The following is a 14002-nucleotide window of genomic DNA, read 5'->3' as shown; positions in this document are numbered from 1 at the left end:
TCCTTGCAGGTCAGGAGCACCTTTCCTATATCCCGACCTCGCTGATCAACGGCTGACGTGAAAGCCCCGGGCTAGTGTTCGCCGCTGTTCGATCCCTGCCGGGCGGGCACACCACGTGCACGTGCACGGGCACGTGTGCGTCGGCAGGACCCAGGGCCGGCTCGCCGGCCCATCCGACTCCTGGTGGCGATCGTTCCGACCGGGGCGACACCACGGCGGCGGCGCGCAGAGCTGGCCAGAAGGCGGCAGCGGTGATGAACCGCTGCCCGCTCGGCTGCTGGAGCGTGGCGCACTCGCTCGGCGGAGCAGCAGCAGGACCATCCCGATGCTGCTGGCCCTCCTGGTCCGCACCGCCGGACGGGGGTCCCGCCCGGCCGGACAGCTCGATGAGAACGCCGGGCAGGGAGTGCTGGACGCAGCCGACTGTCGGCGAGTAGACCGGACTCCTCACCGAAGCGAAGGAGCGGACATGAGCACTGGGAGTGGCCAGGAGACCGGAGAGGTCACCGGGACGCGGGACAAGGACTACAACCTCATCTGGTTCACCGAGCAGTGCCTGAGCAATGCGCTTCGTCTGGAGAGCTACGTCCAGGACGCGGACCGCGACGGCGACAGCGAGCTCGCCGACCTCTTCCGCAAGGCGCAGTCGGAAAGCCGCAAGGGCGCTGAGCAGGGCAAGCAGCTGCTGAGGTCGCGACTCAGCGGCTGATCGAGCGCCCGGGACGTCGGCCCCGGTGCCCCTGGCCGCTGAGCCGAGTCAACCGGCCCAGGAGTACCTGACGGGAGCCGGAGCGGCCGCCGCGGGAGGCCGAGGGAGCGGACCGGTGACGCCCGACTCCTCAGGCCCGCCAGGGCACCGGGACGACCTGCAGGTCCTCGGCGACGACGACGTCCCCGTCGAACACCGCCCGGACCTCCTCGGCGAACCGCGCCGGGTCCCGGTACCGCTGCGAGAAGTGCGTGAGCACGAGCCGCCGCACCCCGCACTCCGCCGCGACCCGGCCGGCCTGGCGGGCGGTCAGGTGGCCGAACTGCTCGGCCAGCGCGGCGTCCTCCTCGAGGAACGTCGCCTCGACCACCAGCAGGTCCACCCCGTCGGCGAGCGCGAACACCGCGTCGCAGAGCCGGGTGTCCATGACGAACGCGAACCGCTGCCCGGACCGCGGCACGCTGACCTGCTCCACGCGCACCGTGCGCCCTCCGACGGCCAGCGATCCGGTGGCCTGCAGCCGGCCCACGTCCGGGCCGGCGACCCCGAGCTCGGCGAGGCGCCCGGGCAGCATCCGCCGTCCGTCCGGCTCCACCAGGCGGTAGCCGAAGGACTCGACCGGGTGGCTGAGCCGGCGCGCCTCGAGCGTCCCGAACCGGCCGGTGGCCACCGGCCCGTCGTCCGCGACCGGCGCCGGGCGCAGGTCGGCGACCTCGTGGAACACCGACGCGTGCCGCAGCCGGTCGAAGAACTCCTGCCCGGACGCCGGGTAGTGCGCGTGCACCGGGTGTGCCACGCGGTCCAGCGACAGGCGCTGCACCACCCCCGGCAGCCCGAGGCAGTGGTCGCCGTGGAAGTGGCTCAGGCAGATCCGGTCGACCGCGCTGCTCGGCACCCCGGCCAGCAGCATCTGCCGCTGCGTGCCCTCCCCCGGGTCGAACAGCAGGCCGAGGGAGTCCCAGCGGAGGAAGTAGCCGTTGTGGTTGCGGTCGCGGGTCGGGGCCTGGCTCGAGGTGCCGAAGACGACGAGTTCGCGGGCCGCCACCCCCGGCACGCTAGCGATCCGCGGGCGTCCGCAGCGAACTCCCGGCCGGCGCACAGGTCCCTCCTCACCTCGGGGCCTTTCCTGTCCTCGTGAACGAGATCCCTGAGGCGCCGGCCCCTCCTGCCCAGCGCCGGCGGACGACCACGGTGGCGATCGGTGCTCTCGGCGCCGCGGGCATCGCCGCGAGCGCGGTGTTCGGCGTGCAGGCCGCGCTGGACGACCACACCTGGAGCAGCGCGGCCCGGACCACGACCGCGCCGTCCGAACCGGTCATCTCCTCCGGCCGCGCCGGCTTCCTGCCCGGCGCCGGCTCCCCGAGCGGGACCGGGTCGTCGGCGACGACCACGGCCGCCGGGACCGCCACCGCCGACCAGCTCGTCGGCGTCGTCGACATCACCACCGTGCTGGGCTACCAGGACGCCGAGGCGGCCGGCACCGGGATGATCCTCACCTCCGACGGCGAGGTCCTCACCAACAACCACGTCATCGAAGGCGCCACGAGCATCACGGTGACCGTGCTGAGCACCGGCCAGAGCTACCCGGCCACCGTCGTCGGCACCGCCCCGACCGAGGACGTCGCCGTCCTGCAGCTCGCCGGCGCCGCCGGGCTGGACACCGTGCAGGCCGACGACGACGGCGGCGCGGCCGTCGGCGACGCCGTCACCGCGGTGGGCAACGCCGGCGGCGATCCCACCTCGACCAGTGCCGCGGCCGGCACGGTCACCTCGCTGGACCAGTCGATCACCGCGACCGACGAGACAGGCAGCGACACCGAGCAACTCACCGGGCTGATCGAGACGAACGCCGACGTGCAGGCCGGCGACTCCGGCGGGCCGCTGTTCGACGCCGAGGGCGAGGTGGTCGGCATGGACACCGCGGCCTCCACCGGCGGCGCCGTCCAGTCCTACGCGATCCCGATCGACACGGCCCTCGACCTCGCCGAGCAGATCACCGCCGGCGTCGACGACGAGACGGTCCACCAGGGCCTCCCCGCGTTCCTCGGGGTCTCCGTGCGGACCGCCGTCAGCGGCGGTGCGGCGGTCGCGGGCGTCGTCCCCGACGGGCCGGCCGCCGCGGCGGGACTCGCGACCGGCGACGTCATCACCGCCGTCGGCGGGACGACGGTGACCTCGCCGGGCGACCTGACCAGCGCGCTGTCCAGCTACGACCCCGGCGACCAGGTGACGGTCACCTGGATCGACACCACCGGCACCGGGCACTCGGCGACGGTCACCCTGGCAGCCGGCCCGGCGGACTGACCTGCAGAGCGGAGCGGGCCCGTCAGCCCGCGGTCCGCCGCGCGGGGTGGACCCAGCCGATCGCCGGTGCGACGTGCTCGGTGATCGTCTGCAGCAGGCGGGCGTTGTAGTCGACACCGAGCATGTTCGGCACGGTCAGCAGCAGGGTGTCGGCCTCCCGGACGGCGGCGTCCTCGGCCAGCTCCTCGGCGAGCTGGTCCGGCTCGCCGGCGTAGCTCTTCCCGAACCGGGCCCGAACGCCCTCGAGCAGACCGACCTGGTCCCGGCTCTCCCGGTCGTCGCCGAAGTACTGCCGGTCCAGGTCCGTGGTGATCGGCATGACCGACCGGCTCACCGAGACCCGCGGCTCCCACTCCCAGCCGGCCTCCTTCCACGCGGCCCGGAACAGCCCGATCTGCTCGGCCTGCAGCTCGTCGAAGGGCACCCCGGTGTCCTCGCTGAGCAGCGTGGAGCTCATCAGGTTCATCCCCTGCTGCGCCGTCCACGCAGCGGTGGAACGAGTTCCCGAGCCCCACCAGATCCGCTCGCGCAACCCCGGCGACTGGGGCTGGACCGCCAGCCGGCCGCCGAGCTGACCGGTCATCCGGGGATCGGCGTCGACCACGGCGGCCCCGCTGATGGCGGCGAGGAACAGCGCCGTCTTCTCCCGGGCGAGCTCCGCGTCGCTGCTGCCCTCGGCCGGCACGTACCCGAATGCCTCCGAGCCGCGCAGCGCCGTCTCCGGCGACCCGCGGCTCACGCCGAGCTGCAGCCGCCCGTCGCCGAGCAGATCGGTCGCGGCGGCCTCCTCGGCCATGTACAGCGGGTTCTCGTACCGCATGTCGACGACGCCGGTGCCGACCTCGATCCGGCTCGTGCGGGCCGCCATCGCCGCGAGCAGCGGAAACGGCGACGCCAACTGCCGGGCGAAGTGGTGCACCCGCACGTACGCCCCGTCGACGCCGAGCTCCTCGGCGGCCACCGCCAGCTCGACGCTCTGCACCAGGGCGTCCCGCCCGGTGCGCACCTGCGACCCGGGGACGGGCTGCCAGTGCCCGAAGGACAGGAAGCCGATCCGCTTCTCCATGACGTCCACCTCTCTCGTCTCCGGACGCGGCAGCGCCGGAGAGCGCGGCGGTGTTCCCGGATCTGCAGCCACGGCGCGGGAGGCCCAGTGGGGGGCATGATGTGTCCGCTGGTCGTCCCAGGCTCCCGGGGGAAGGGCGAGGCCATGGACACCGAGGACGTGACGCGGCGGGCCGCCGGTCGTGCCGAGGAGGCCGCGCGCCGTAGCTCCCAGCTGGCCGAGCGCCTGCAGGAGATCAAGGGTGGCCGAAAGCCCGGGCCCGAGGACGCGCGCCGCGCCCGGGAGCACGCCGAGCACGCCCACGAGCTCGCCCGGCAGGCCCACGAGCGGGCGGTCGCCGGGCACGAGCGCGCCGCCGAGGCGCACGAGCGGAGCGCCGCCCTGCACGACTGGGCGGCCGACCGCGGCGTCGGCGACGTCGAGGCCCACCGGCGCGAGGCGCAGGAGCACCGGGAGCACGCGGCCGCCGGCCGGCTGGCGGCCGCGGAGGACCGACGGGCGGCGGCCGAGGAGGCCCGCCGTGACGACGGCGTCTGAGCCTCGTGGCCGCGAGCCGGGCCTTCCGCTCCCGGCCGGCCCGGCGGACGCCGTCCTCGAGCAGCTCATCCGGCTGGACACCGCGAGCGAGGAGCGGAGCGTCGCCGAGGAGGAGCTCCGGGTCCAGCAGGAGCAGCTCCAGGACCTGCTCCTGCGCTACGACGCCCAGCGACGGTGGCGCACCCAGCTATCCGCGTTGCTGCCGGTCGGGCTGGCCGTCACCGACGGCCACGGCCAGCTGCTCGACGCCAACCCGGCGCTGGCCGGCCACCTGCGCGTGGGGCTCCACCGGCTGTACGGCAAGCCGCTGAGCGTCTTCCTCCATCCCGCCGACATCACCACCTTCCGGGACGCGCTGCGGGACCTCGCGTCCGGTGCGCTGACCGAGCTCCGGGCGACGATCACCGTCCGCCCCCGGCAGGACGGCGACGGCGGCGCGGAGCTGTTCGGCTTCGCTGAGACCGCGCACGCCGATCGGAGCCTGGCGCGGGTCCAGTGGCTGGTCATGCCCCAGGTCCCGAACGGCCGGTCACCCACCGGCGGCCCCGCGGACTCCCCGAGCTTCGAGCACCAGCCCGACTCGCTCGGTCTGGCCGCCTCCCTCGCGGGTCTGTCGATGCTCCCCACCGACGAGTCCGACCAGCAACGGCTGCTCGCCCGCATGGCGGTCCTGGTGCGCGGGGCCGTGCCGGCCGCCGACTGGGTGAGCATCACCCTGGGCTCCCCGAGCGACCCTCAGCGGCTGGCCACCGACTCGCTGGAGGCGCAGGCGTTCGACGGGCTGCAGCTCCAGGCCCAGGAGGGCCCGTGCTGGACGGCGTACGCCGACGGCTCCGTCGTCCTCAGCCCCGACGTCCCCGACGCCGTCCGGTGGCCGATGCTCGCCAAGCTGGCGGCTGACGCCCCGGTGCGCAGCGTGCTGGCCCTCCCGGTGGGCATGGAAGGGGAGCGCCGCGGCGTGGTCAACGTCTACTCGTCGCACCGGCACGCGTTCGGGCCGTCGAACCGGCAGATCGCCGAGCTCGTCGCCGGCGCGGTCGCGGGCGTGTTGCAGACGGTCGCGGAGCGGGAGTCGCTGCAGCGGCTGTCCGCCAACCTCGAGCATGCGCTCACCTCCCGGGCGACGATCGACCAGGCCAAGGGCGTCCTCATGGCGCACCTGGGGATCGGCCCCGACGAGGCCTGGGCCCGGCTGGTGGCGTTGAGCTCACGACTGAACATCAAGGTGCGGGACCTGGCGCGCCTGGTCGTCGAGGGTGACGCCGGGACGGTGCTCGCCGCGTTGCGCCGCTGACCGCTCAGCGGTCGATCGGGTCCATCAGGAGGACGGCGCCACTTCGCTCGCCGGGAGGCTGGTTGAACGCGCTCACCGTGACGCGCACGCGTACCGGACGGCCCCGGCGGTTCACCGCGTCCAGCGCGACCGCGTCGTGCGGCGGCCCGTCGCCGGACACCTGCCGCCGCAGCAGCGGGTACACCTGCTGGACCGGCAGCCCGATGTCCAGGTCGTTCAGCTGCTGCCCGGCCACCTCGTCCGGCCGGAGACCCCAGAGCTCCTCGGCCGCGGCGTTCCAGACGAGCACCCGCAGCTCCGTGTCGACCACGACCACGCCGGCGCGGAAGCTGCTGAGCACGCCGGTCATGAACTGGTTGAGCGAGGCGACCTCCTCGGTGGAGCTGCGTAGCTCCTCGTTCGTGGTGTGGAGCTCGTCGTTCATCGACTGCAGCTCCTCGTTCATCGTCTCCAGTTCCTCGTTGGTCGACTGGAGCTCCTCGTTGGTGGTCTCCAGCTCCTCGACGGTCGACTGGAGCTCCTCGTTGGTGGTCTCCAGCTCCTCGTTGGTCGACTGGAGCTCCTCGTACGCCGTCTCCAGCTGCCGGTTGGCGAACTCGAGCTCGTGCTGCAGGCGCCGGTACTGCGTGACGTCCTCGAAGATGACCGTCGTCCCGAGCAGCGTCTCGTCCTCCCGGAAGAGCGGCACCAGCTGCACGTCGTAGTGGTCGGACTCCTGGCCCGGGCGGTGCCGCTCGACCCCGCGCAACCACAGCGGCCGCCGTGAGGTGATCGCCTCGGCGAGGGCCGCGCGCAGCTCCACCGGCCGGTACGAGATCTCCAGGTCCTGGAACGGGCGGCCGACGTCCCGCTGGTCCACCCGGAACACGCGCTCGGCCTGGCGGTTCACCATCGCCAGCCGGCCCCCCGCATCGAGGGCGAGCTGGGCGGCCGGACCGGCGAGCATCGCCTCCCGGCGCAGCCGGGGCAGGTCCCCGCCGGTGGCCTCAGCGGCCCCGCGGAGGAGCACCGGCACGCCCCGCCGGTCCTGCGTCGACCCGACGTCCCGCCGCCGGAAGAAGCGCCGGGTCAGGTCCACCGGGGTGAACAGCTGGGCGTGGGACAACAGCATCTCGGCCTTGCCGAGGAAGAGGAGACCGTGCGGGTTCAGCGCGAAGTGGAGCCGGCCGAGGATCCGGTTCTGCGTCTCGACGTTGAAGTACATCAGCGTGTTGCGGCACAGCAGCAGGTCGACGTGCGAGATCGGCGCGTCCTGCACCAGGTCGTTGCGACCGAAGATCACCGACCTCCGCAGGTCCTTGCGGAACGCCCAGCGGGCACCCTCGGGCTGGAAGTACGCGTCGACCTGCTCGGGGGTCAGCCCGGACAGCTCCCGCTCGGTGTACAGCGCCTGCCGGGCCTGGGCGAGCGCCTCCTCGTCGACGTCGGTGGCGTAAATCTTGACGCGCTCGCGGAACTGCTCGGTGCCGAGCTCGTCGGCCAGCATGATCGCCAGGCTGTACGCCTCCTGCCCGGACGCCGACCCCGCGCTCCACACCCGGATGACGGGGCCGGCGGAGGCGAGCAGGTCCGGGAGGAGCCGGTCGCGCAGGTGCTCCCACGCCGGCCGGTCCCGGAAGAAGCTCGTGACGTTGATCAGGATGGTGTTGAACAGCGGGGTGAACTCTTCGGGGTGCACCTCCAGGAAGTCCTGGTAGTCAGCCACCGAGGAGATGCCGATCTCGGCCATGCGCCGGCCCACCCGCCGGACGAGGCTGGGCCGCTTGTACCCGGTGAAGTCGAACCCGCGCCGTTCCCGGAGGTACACCAGCAGCGCCTCGAAGTCCGGGTGCCGACCGGCGGCGGCGTCGGCCTGCTGCTCGTCCTCGGCCAGGTCGTCCGGCACGTCCGGTTCCTGCTCGCTCATCGGATCAGGCCTCCCCGGCACCGTCCCGCGCGACGTCCGGTCCGGCCTCGTCGCTCAGCTCCCCCCGCTGGAGCAGTCCTCGCAGCACCAGTGCGGCCTGCTGTGCCTCGTCGTGCCGCTGCTGGAAGGCGCGGGCGCTGTGCGGGTGACCGCGCTCCTCGGCGCGCTGTCCCATCCGCAGGCTCAGCGCCGCCCGCTCCTCCAGGCCGCGCAGCGCCATCCACAGCGCTCCCTCCAGTGCCTGCGACTGCTCGGATGCGAGCGCCTCCGGGGACCAGGCGTGCCCGACCCGGCAGCGGTAGCGCTCCATCCCGCCCTCGGTGATCGTGAACAGCGCTCCGTGGCAGCTGGGGCAGCCGAACCCGGAGGGATCACCGGGCCGGTCGTCGTCGTTCAGCGCGTCCGCATCGAAGTGGGCCAACGACGTCTCCATGTCCATCAGGTCCCCCGCCGGGGGGACGTCCTCGGCGACCTCCTCGGCCACCAGCCGGGTGAGCAGCGCGGCCATCCCCGCCACCGGGACCACGTACTCGGCGCCGCCGACCTGGATCGCGTGCTGCGGCATGCTCGGGTACAGCGCCTCGGCCGGGTCCTGCGCCAGGCACACCCCGCCGCGGGCCCGCACGGCGATGGTGCCGGCCGTGCCGTCGTCCATCGCACCGGACAGCACGATGCTCACCACCCGGTCGCCGGCGCTGTGTGCCGCCGAGCGGAAGAGGGTGTCGACCGCCGGCCGGTGACCGTTCTCCCGCGGCCCGCGGGAGAGCGCGACGCGCCCGTCGCGCACCAGCAGGTGCCGGTCGGGGACGGCGACCACCACCGATCCGGGCTCCAGCGGGAGACCGTCGTGGGCCTGGACCACCGGCATCGTGGCCGCCCGGGCGAGGATCGCCGGCAGTGCGCTGTTCACCGTCGCCGGCATGTGGACGACCACGAGCACCGTCGCCGCGAGGTCCTCCGGAAGGGTGCCGAGCAGCTCGCGCAGCGCCTCGATCCCGCCGGCGGAGGCGCCGATGACCACCACGTCTCGCCGTCCCACGATGGTGCTCCGTCCTGTCCACCCCGGTCCGCCGCCCACAGTCGGACCCCGACGGTGGTGAGAACGGTAGGCCCCCCGCGGTCCCCCGGAGGCCCTGTGGGGTCCGCGACCTGGACGGGGGACGAGGTCGGCGCGCGATGCCTCGACAACGCTGGTGAGGGCGGGTTAGCGTTCCTGTCACGGGTCGAAGCTCCGGCCTCACACCGCACGTCCAGGCGTCGGTCGGTGCGCGGAGCTCACCGCTCCGTTCTCTCCGGCGCCCTCCAGGGGGAACGCCGTGCCCATCCCGACCACCTCTGCGTCGTCTACGCTGGCCGTCACCGTCGACTGGCCGGGCGGCGCCGTGCTGCTGTCCGGTGAGCTCGACCGGGACTCCGCACACGACCTGCTCGAGGCCCTCGAGGCCCTCGCAGTCACCGGCCACCGCGTGCTCAGCGTGGACGCGGCCGACGTCACCTTCTGCGACGCGGGCGGGCTGCGCGCGCTCGTCGTGGCCAGCCGGCGGCTGCGGGCGGGCGGACGCGACCTGCGGGTCCTGCGGGCCAGCCGCTGCGTCGGCCGGTTGCTCGCCCTCGCCGGGCTCGACTGCCTGACCGGGACGGAGCCGCCCGCCGCGGCGATCAACCTGACCGCCCGCCGCGAGCTGCAGCCCCGCGCCGAGCGCACCACCCGTCTCGCTCTTCGCACCGCCACCGCCTGACCCGCTTCCTCACTCTCTGTGACGGCACGAACACGACGTCCCTGTCCGGGTTGCGCGATCCCGGGCCTTCGATGAGCGACCCTGTGAGCGTGACGACCTCAGCAGCCGAGTCGCCGAGCGCCTCCGGGCAGCACGGCGCCCCCGGACAGCGGCTGACGGCGGCCGACGTGCTGCTGGCCGACCGCGGCCAGCTCTTCCGCGCCCTGTTCCTCGCCGCCCCCATCGCCAAGGCCGTCGTCGCCCCCGACGGCCGGATGCTCGTCGTCAACCCGGCCTTCTGCGAGCTCACCGGCCGCACCGCCGGCGAGCTGGTCGGCCGGCACCTGGACCTGTTGACCCATCCCGACGACGTCCCGCTCGAGGACCGGGCCACCGAGCACGTGCCCGGCACCCCGCTGCTCGACCCCCAGCTCGAGGTCACCGGTGAGCGGCGGCTGCGGCGGGCCGACGGCGAGAGCATCTGGGTGCACCAGAGCCAGGAGCTCGTGCACCGCACCAACGGCGAGCCGCAGTTCCTCCTGCTCTCCCTGGTCGACACCACCGATCGTCGGCGGGCCGAGGAGGACCTCGTCCGGCGGGCCTACACCGACCCGCTGACCGGGCTGCCCAACCGGCGGGCGCTGACCGAGCGGCTGCAGCGGGCGCTGGCGATCGCCCGGCGCCGCGGCACCAGCGTCGGCCTGCTGCACCTCGACCTCGACCGGTTCACCGCGGTCAACGACTCGCTCGGGCACGAAGGGGGCGACCAACTGCTCTGCCAGGTCGCCGACCGGCTGCGCTGGAGCACCCGGGTCGAGGACACCGCCGTCCGGTTCGGCGCCGACGAGTTCCTCGTCCTGGCCGAGGAGATCGAGGACGTCGACGGCCTGCGCTCCCTCGCCGACCGGCTGCTCAGCGTCCTCGACGAGCCCTTCCACGTGGGCGGCCGGGACGTCATCCTGTCCGCCGGGGTGGGGGTGACCCTCGGCTCGGACCTCGCCCCGGAGGCGCTGCTGCGCCAGGCCCACAGCGCGCTGGCGCGGGCCAAGGCCGGCGGCGGTCGCGGCCGGGTCGAGGTGCACGACGGCGCCCTCGGCGAGGGGTACGTGGACCAGCTCCAGCTGGAGACCGAGCTGCGGCAGGCACTGGAGACCGGGCAGCTGCGGCTGTTCTACCAGCCGATCGTCTCCCTCGACGACGAGCGGCTGCTCGGCTACGAGGCGCTGATCCGCTGGCAGCACCCCAGCCGGGGGCTGCTGCCCCCAGGCGCGTTCCTGTCCGCGGCCGAGAACAACCGGCTCACCTCCCGGCTGGGCGAGTGGGTGCTGCACCAGGCTTGCTGGGACGCCGCCGGCTGGGAGCCGCACCTGCGCGTCCACGTGAACATCTCCGCGCGGCACCTGGCCGAGCCCGGCTTCGCCGAGCTGGTCGCCGACGCGCTGGCCGAGTCCGGCCTGCCGCCGGAGCGGCTGGAGCTGGAGATTACCGAGTCCACGGCGCTGTTCGCCGCCGACGCCACCCTGAACGCCGTCGACACGGTGACCGAGAGCGGCGTGACCCTGGCGCTGGACGACTTCGGCACCGGCTACTCGGCGATCACGGCGCTGCACCGGCTGCCGATCCACACCGTGAAGATCGACCGGTCCTTCGTGGCCGACGTGGTCACCCAGCCGGCCACCGCCGCGCTGGTGCAGGGCCTGCTCCAGCTCGGCCAGGGCATGGGCCTGCAGGTGATCGCCGAGGGCATCGAGGACGGCGAGCAGGCCCGCTGGCTGCGGGAGCACGGCTGCGCGATGGCGCAGGGCTACGCGTTCGGCCGCCCGGCGCCGCTGCCGGCCCGCGAGCTGGACGAGATCACCGAGGAGGCCGACCTCCAGGACCTGGTCGACCTGCCGGCGCTCCCGGTCGACGAGACGGAGGACGGCGAGGACGAGGCCACCGTCGCCGAGCTCCCGGCCGACGACGACGAACTCGACGAACTCGACGAGCTCGACGACGAGCTCGAGGAGGACCTGGACGCCGAGGTCGACGCCGAGCCGGGCACCGCCGCGGTGCCGCAGCTGGACGCGTTCGCCGTCCTGCCGCCCGGCCCGTTCGGCCCGGTGTCGGCCGGGCTGGTGCCGGAGCCGGCGCCGCGCGACTTCGCCGAACCACAGGACGAGGTGGACCCCGCCGACGGGGCCACCCCGGCCGGCTTCCCCCGGCTGCGGGTCGTCCCCGACCTGGTGCCGGCCCCGGCCACCGCAGAGCAGCCGTCGGCCGCCGCCCCGCCCCGGGAGCCCGCGGAGCGCGAGCAGCCGCGGCAGCCGGCCCGCTCGTTCGACCCGACGGTGTTCTCCGACTCCACCGCCTTCGCCGAGCTGCAGGCGCTGCTGTCCGCGGCCTCGCGCCAGGGCGGCGTGCCCGAGCCCCGGGACGCGGCGGAGGCCGGCGACCGCGGCGAGGCGGAGCCGCACCCCCGGTCCGACCCGTCGTTCCAGCGCCCGACCCGCTCGCCGTTCTGGGGCCCCGGCTCCGGCGACGAGCGCTGACCACGGGGCTCCGGAGCGCCCCCGTGGCGCGCTCCGGAGCCCGGCGGTCCAACCCGCGCAGCGGGTCGGGGCGTCAGCGGATCGTGTCCTCGAGGGCGGGTCCGGTCGACAGCGGCTGCGGCGTGGCCCGCTTGGGCGTGCGGCCGTCGCCGGAGGAGCGGCCGGTGAGCCGGCGCCCGATCCAGGGCAGCACGAAGCCCCGCACCCAGGCGAGCTCCTGGGCGGCCACCTCGCGGGCCGGCCGGGGCGGCGCCGGCTCCAGCGGGGTCCGCCAGCCGTCGTCCCCCGCCACCGGCACGCCGAGCGCGGACGCGGCGGCCAGCGCGGTGCGGCGGTGACCCTCGCTGGTCAGGTGGATGCGGTCACCCGGGTCCCACATCCGAAGGTCCTGCAGCCAGGCGGCGCCCCACTGGTCGAGGACGACGGCGCCGTGCCGGGCCGCGATCGACCACAGGTGGCTGTTGAACACCGCGACCCGGCCGCGGGTGCGCCGGATGATCGGCGTCTGCCGCGGGTCGACCCCGGTGGCCAGCAGGACGTCGGCCCCGATCTCCCGGAAGGCGGCGACCGCGGTCTCCAGGTCGGCCGCCAGCCGGTCCGGGTCCACGCCCGGGCGCAGCAGGTCGTTCCCACCCGCGACCAGGCTCACCAGGTCCGGCTCCGCCGCCAGCGCGACCGGCACCTGCTCGTCGAGCACCTGGGCCAGCAGCCGTCCGCGGACGGCGAGGTTGGCGTACTCGACGGTCCCGGTCGGCGAGGCGGCGGCCAGGTGCCCGGCCAGCCGGTCGGCCCAGCCACGGAAGGCGTCCGGGGTGCCGGGGTCCGGGTCGCTCAGGCCCTCGGTGAAGGAGTCCCCCACCGCGATGTAGCGCTGCCACGAACGTCGGTCACTGCCTGGTTGCACGACTCCACTGCACCACGCCGCGGACCGGCCCCGCATGTGTGTTCTCGCACTCCTGTGCTCTGCATGCCACTGGCATGCAGAGCACAGGAGTGCGAGAACACACACCCGCCCGCCGCATGCGGACAGGTGGAACGGTCAACATGGTCGGTCATGCGCACCGACGTCGCCTGCACGCTGACCCTCTCCTCCCCCGCACCGGCGACCGCGCTGCTGCAGGTCGCGCTGGCCGCGCCCGACCGCGAGCAGCTGACCGTGCTCACCGACGGCCGGCCGGTGGACCCCGAGGAGGTCGCCGTCCCCGGCGCCCGGGTGCACCGCCTCCAGCTGCCCGCCGGCGACACGACCATCACCTACACCGGCTCGGTGGACTCCGCGGGGAGCCCCCGGGAGGTCACCCCGGCCGAGTGGGCCGAGTACGTGCGGCCCAGCCGCTACTGCCCCTCGGACCAGCTGGAGGGGTACGCCTCCACCGAGTTCGACCGCACCCGGCCGCGGGTCGAGCTGGTCGCCGCGGTGGCCGCGTGGGTGCACGACCGGCTCATCTACACCGCCGGGTCCAGCCGCCCGGTGGACACCGCCGTCGACACCCTGCTGCTCGGCCAGGGCGTCTGCCGCGACTACGCGCACCTGACCATCACCCTGCTGCGCGCACTGGAGGTCCCGGCCCGGCTGGTCGCCGTCTACGCGCCCGGCCTGGACCCGATGGACTTCCACGCGGTCGTGGAGGCCGACGTCGACGGCGTCTGGCAGACCGTCGACGCCACCCGGCTGGCGCCCACGTCGTCCCTGGTGCGCATCTGCTCCGGCCGGGACGCGGCGGACACCGCCTTCCTGTCCCTGTTCGGCGGGCAGGCGCGGTTCGGGTCGGTCACGGTGACCGCCACCGTGGACGGCGACCTGCCCGCTCCCAGCGACGAGCCGTTCCCGCTGGCCTGAGCCCGGCGGCGGCCCCTCCTGGCGGGCCGTCGCCACGAGGGCACGCCCCGCTGTCGCAGCGCCGGGCGGGTCCGGGGCGCTCGTCGGCGCCCTGGCC

12 protein-coding genes are annotated in these 14002 nt (G+C 74.4%); 7 read left to right on the top strand and 5 right to left on the bottom strand.

The window, feature by feature from the left end:
• Positions 1-469 precede the first annotated feature (469 nt).
• A complete protein-coding gene (locus tag HK417_RS17565) occupies positions 470-709 on the top strand; it encodes a hypothetical protein (RefSeq protein ID WP_222268820.1) in 240 nt (79 codons plus the stop codon).
• A 130-nt stretch (positions 710-839) separates the two neighbouring features.
• On the opposite strand, the gene HK417_RS17560 is transcribed toward HK417_RS17565, so the two are convergent.
• Positions 840-1754 (bottom strand): ribonuclease Z, encoded by a 915-nt coding sequence (locus HK417_RS17560; protein ID WP_222268818.1) that lies wholly within the window; start codon positions 1752-1754, stop codon positions 840-842.
• A gap of 89 nt (positions 1755-1843) precedes the next feature.
• On the opposite strand from HK417_RS17560, the gene HK417_RS17555 reads away from it, so the two are divergent.
• Entirely contained in the window at positions 1844-3013 is a 1170-nt protein-coding gene (locus HK417_RS17555; RefSeq protein ID WP_222268815.1) for a S1C family serine protease, read from the top strand.
• Between the two features lie 22 nt (positions 3014-3035).
• Here HK417_RS17555 and HK417_RS17550 read toward each other — a convergent pair whose 3' ends face one another.
• The gene (locus HK417_RS17550) at positions 3036-4079 is read right to left on the bottom strand and encodes an LLM class flavin-dependent oxidoreductase (protein ID WP_222268813.1); all 1044 of its coding nucleotides are present in this window, start codon (positions 4077-4079) and stop codon (positions 3036-3038) included.
• A 144-nt stretch (positions 4080-4223) separates the two neighbouring features.
• Here HK417_RS17550 and HK417_RS17545 point away from each other — a divergent pair, with 144 nt between their 5' ends.
• A complete protein-coding gene (locus tag HK417_RS17545) occupies positions 4224-4616 on the top strand; it encodes a hypothetical protein (protein ID WP_222268810.1) in 393 nt (130 codons plus the stop codon).
• Positions 4600-5910, top strand: a complete 1311-nt coding sequence (locus tag HK417_RS17540) for an ANTAR domain-containing protein (RefSeq protein WP_222268807.1) — start codon at positions 4600-4602, stop codon at positions 5908-5910. The genes HK417_RS17545 and HK417_RS17540 overlap by 17 nt, the downstream gene beginning before the upstream one ends.
• A gap of 4 nt (positions 5911-5914) precedes the next feature.
• On the opposite strand, the gene HK417_RS17535 is transcribed toward HK417_RS17540, so the two are convergent.
• Both HK417_RS17535 and HK417_RS17530 read right to left on the bottom strand, forming a co-directional pair.
• A complete protein-coding gene (locus HK417_RS17535; protein ID WP_222268804.1) occupies positions 5915-7816 on the bottom strand; it encodes a CheR family methyltransferase in 1902 nt (633 codons plus the stop codon).
• A gap of 4 nt (positions 7817-7820) precedes the next feature.
• The gene (locus tag HK417_RS17530; protein ID WP_222268801.1) at positions 7821-8855 is read right to left on the bottom strand and encodes a chemotaxis protein CheB; all 1035 of its coding nucleotides are present in this window, start codon (positions 8853-8855) and stop codon (positions 7821-7823) included.
• A 277-nt stretch (positions 8856-9132) separates the two neighbouring features.
• Between HK417_RS17530 and HK417_RS17525 the strand changes: the two genes are divergently transcribed.
• Positions 9133-9555 carry an STAS domain-containing protein gene (locus HK417_RS17525; protein ID WP_222268798.1) on the top strand — a complete coding sequence of 141 codons (423 nt, stop codon included), beginning with the start codon at positions 9133-9135 and terminating at the stop codon, positions 9553-9555.
• 89 nt (positions 9556-9644) lie between these two features.
• A complete protein-coding gene (locus tag HK417_RS17520; RefSeq protein WP_308123670.1) occupies positions 9645-12065 on the top strand; it encodes a putative bifunctional diguanylate cyclase/phosphodiesterase in 2421 nt (806 codons plus the stop codon).
• Positions 12066-12138: 73 nt separating this feature from the next.
• Here HK417_RS17520 and HK417_RS17515 read toward each other — a convergent pair whose 3' ends face one another.
• The gene (locus HK417_RS17515; protein ID WP_222268792.1) at positions 12139-12969 is read right to left on the bottom strand and encodes an SGNH/GDSL hydrolase family protein; all 831 of its coding nucleotides are present in this window, start codon (positions 12967-12969) and stop codon (positions 12139-12141) included.
• 150 nt (positions 12970-13119) lie between these two features.
• Here HK417_RS17515 and HK417_RS17510 point away from each other — a divergent pair, with 150 nt between their 5' ends.
• A complete protein-coding gene (locus HK417_RS17510) occupies positions 13120-13905 on the top strand; it encodes a transglutaminase-like domain-containing protein (RefSeq protein ID WP_222268789.1) in 786 nt (261 codons plus the stop codon).
• The last annotated feature ends 97 nt before the right edge of the window (positions 13906-14002 follow it).

The organism is Modestobacter marinus, from assembly GCF_019799945.1.
Classification (GTDB): domain Bacteria; phylum Actinomycetota; class Actinomycetes; order Mycobacteriales; family Geodermatophilaceae; genus Modestobacter; species Modestobacter marinus_B.
This window is presented reverse-complemented; position numbering and strand designations above follow the sequence as displayed.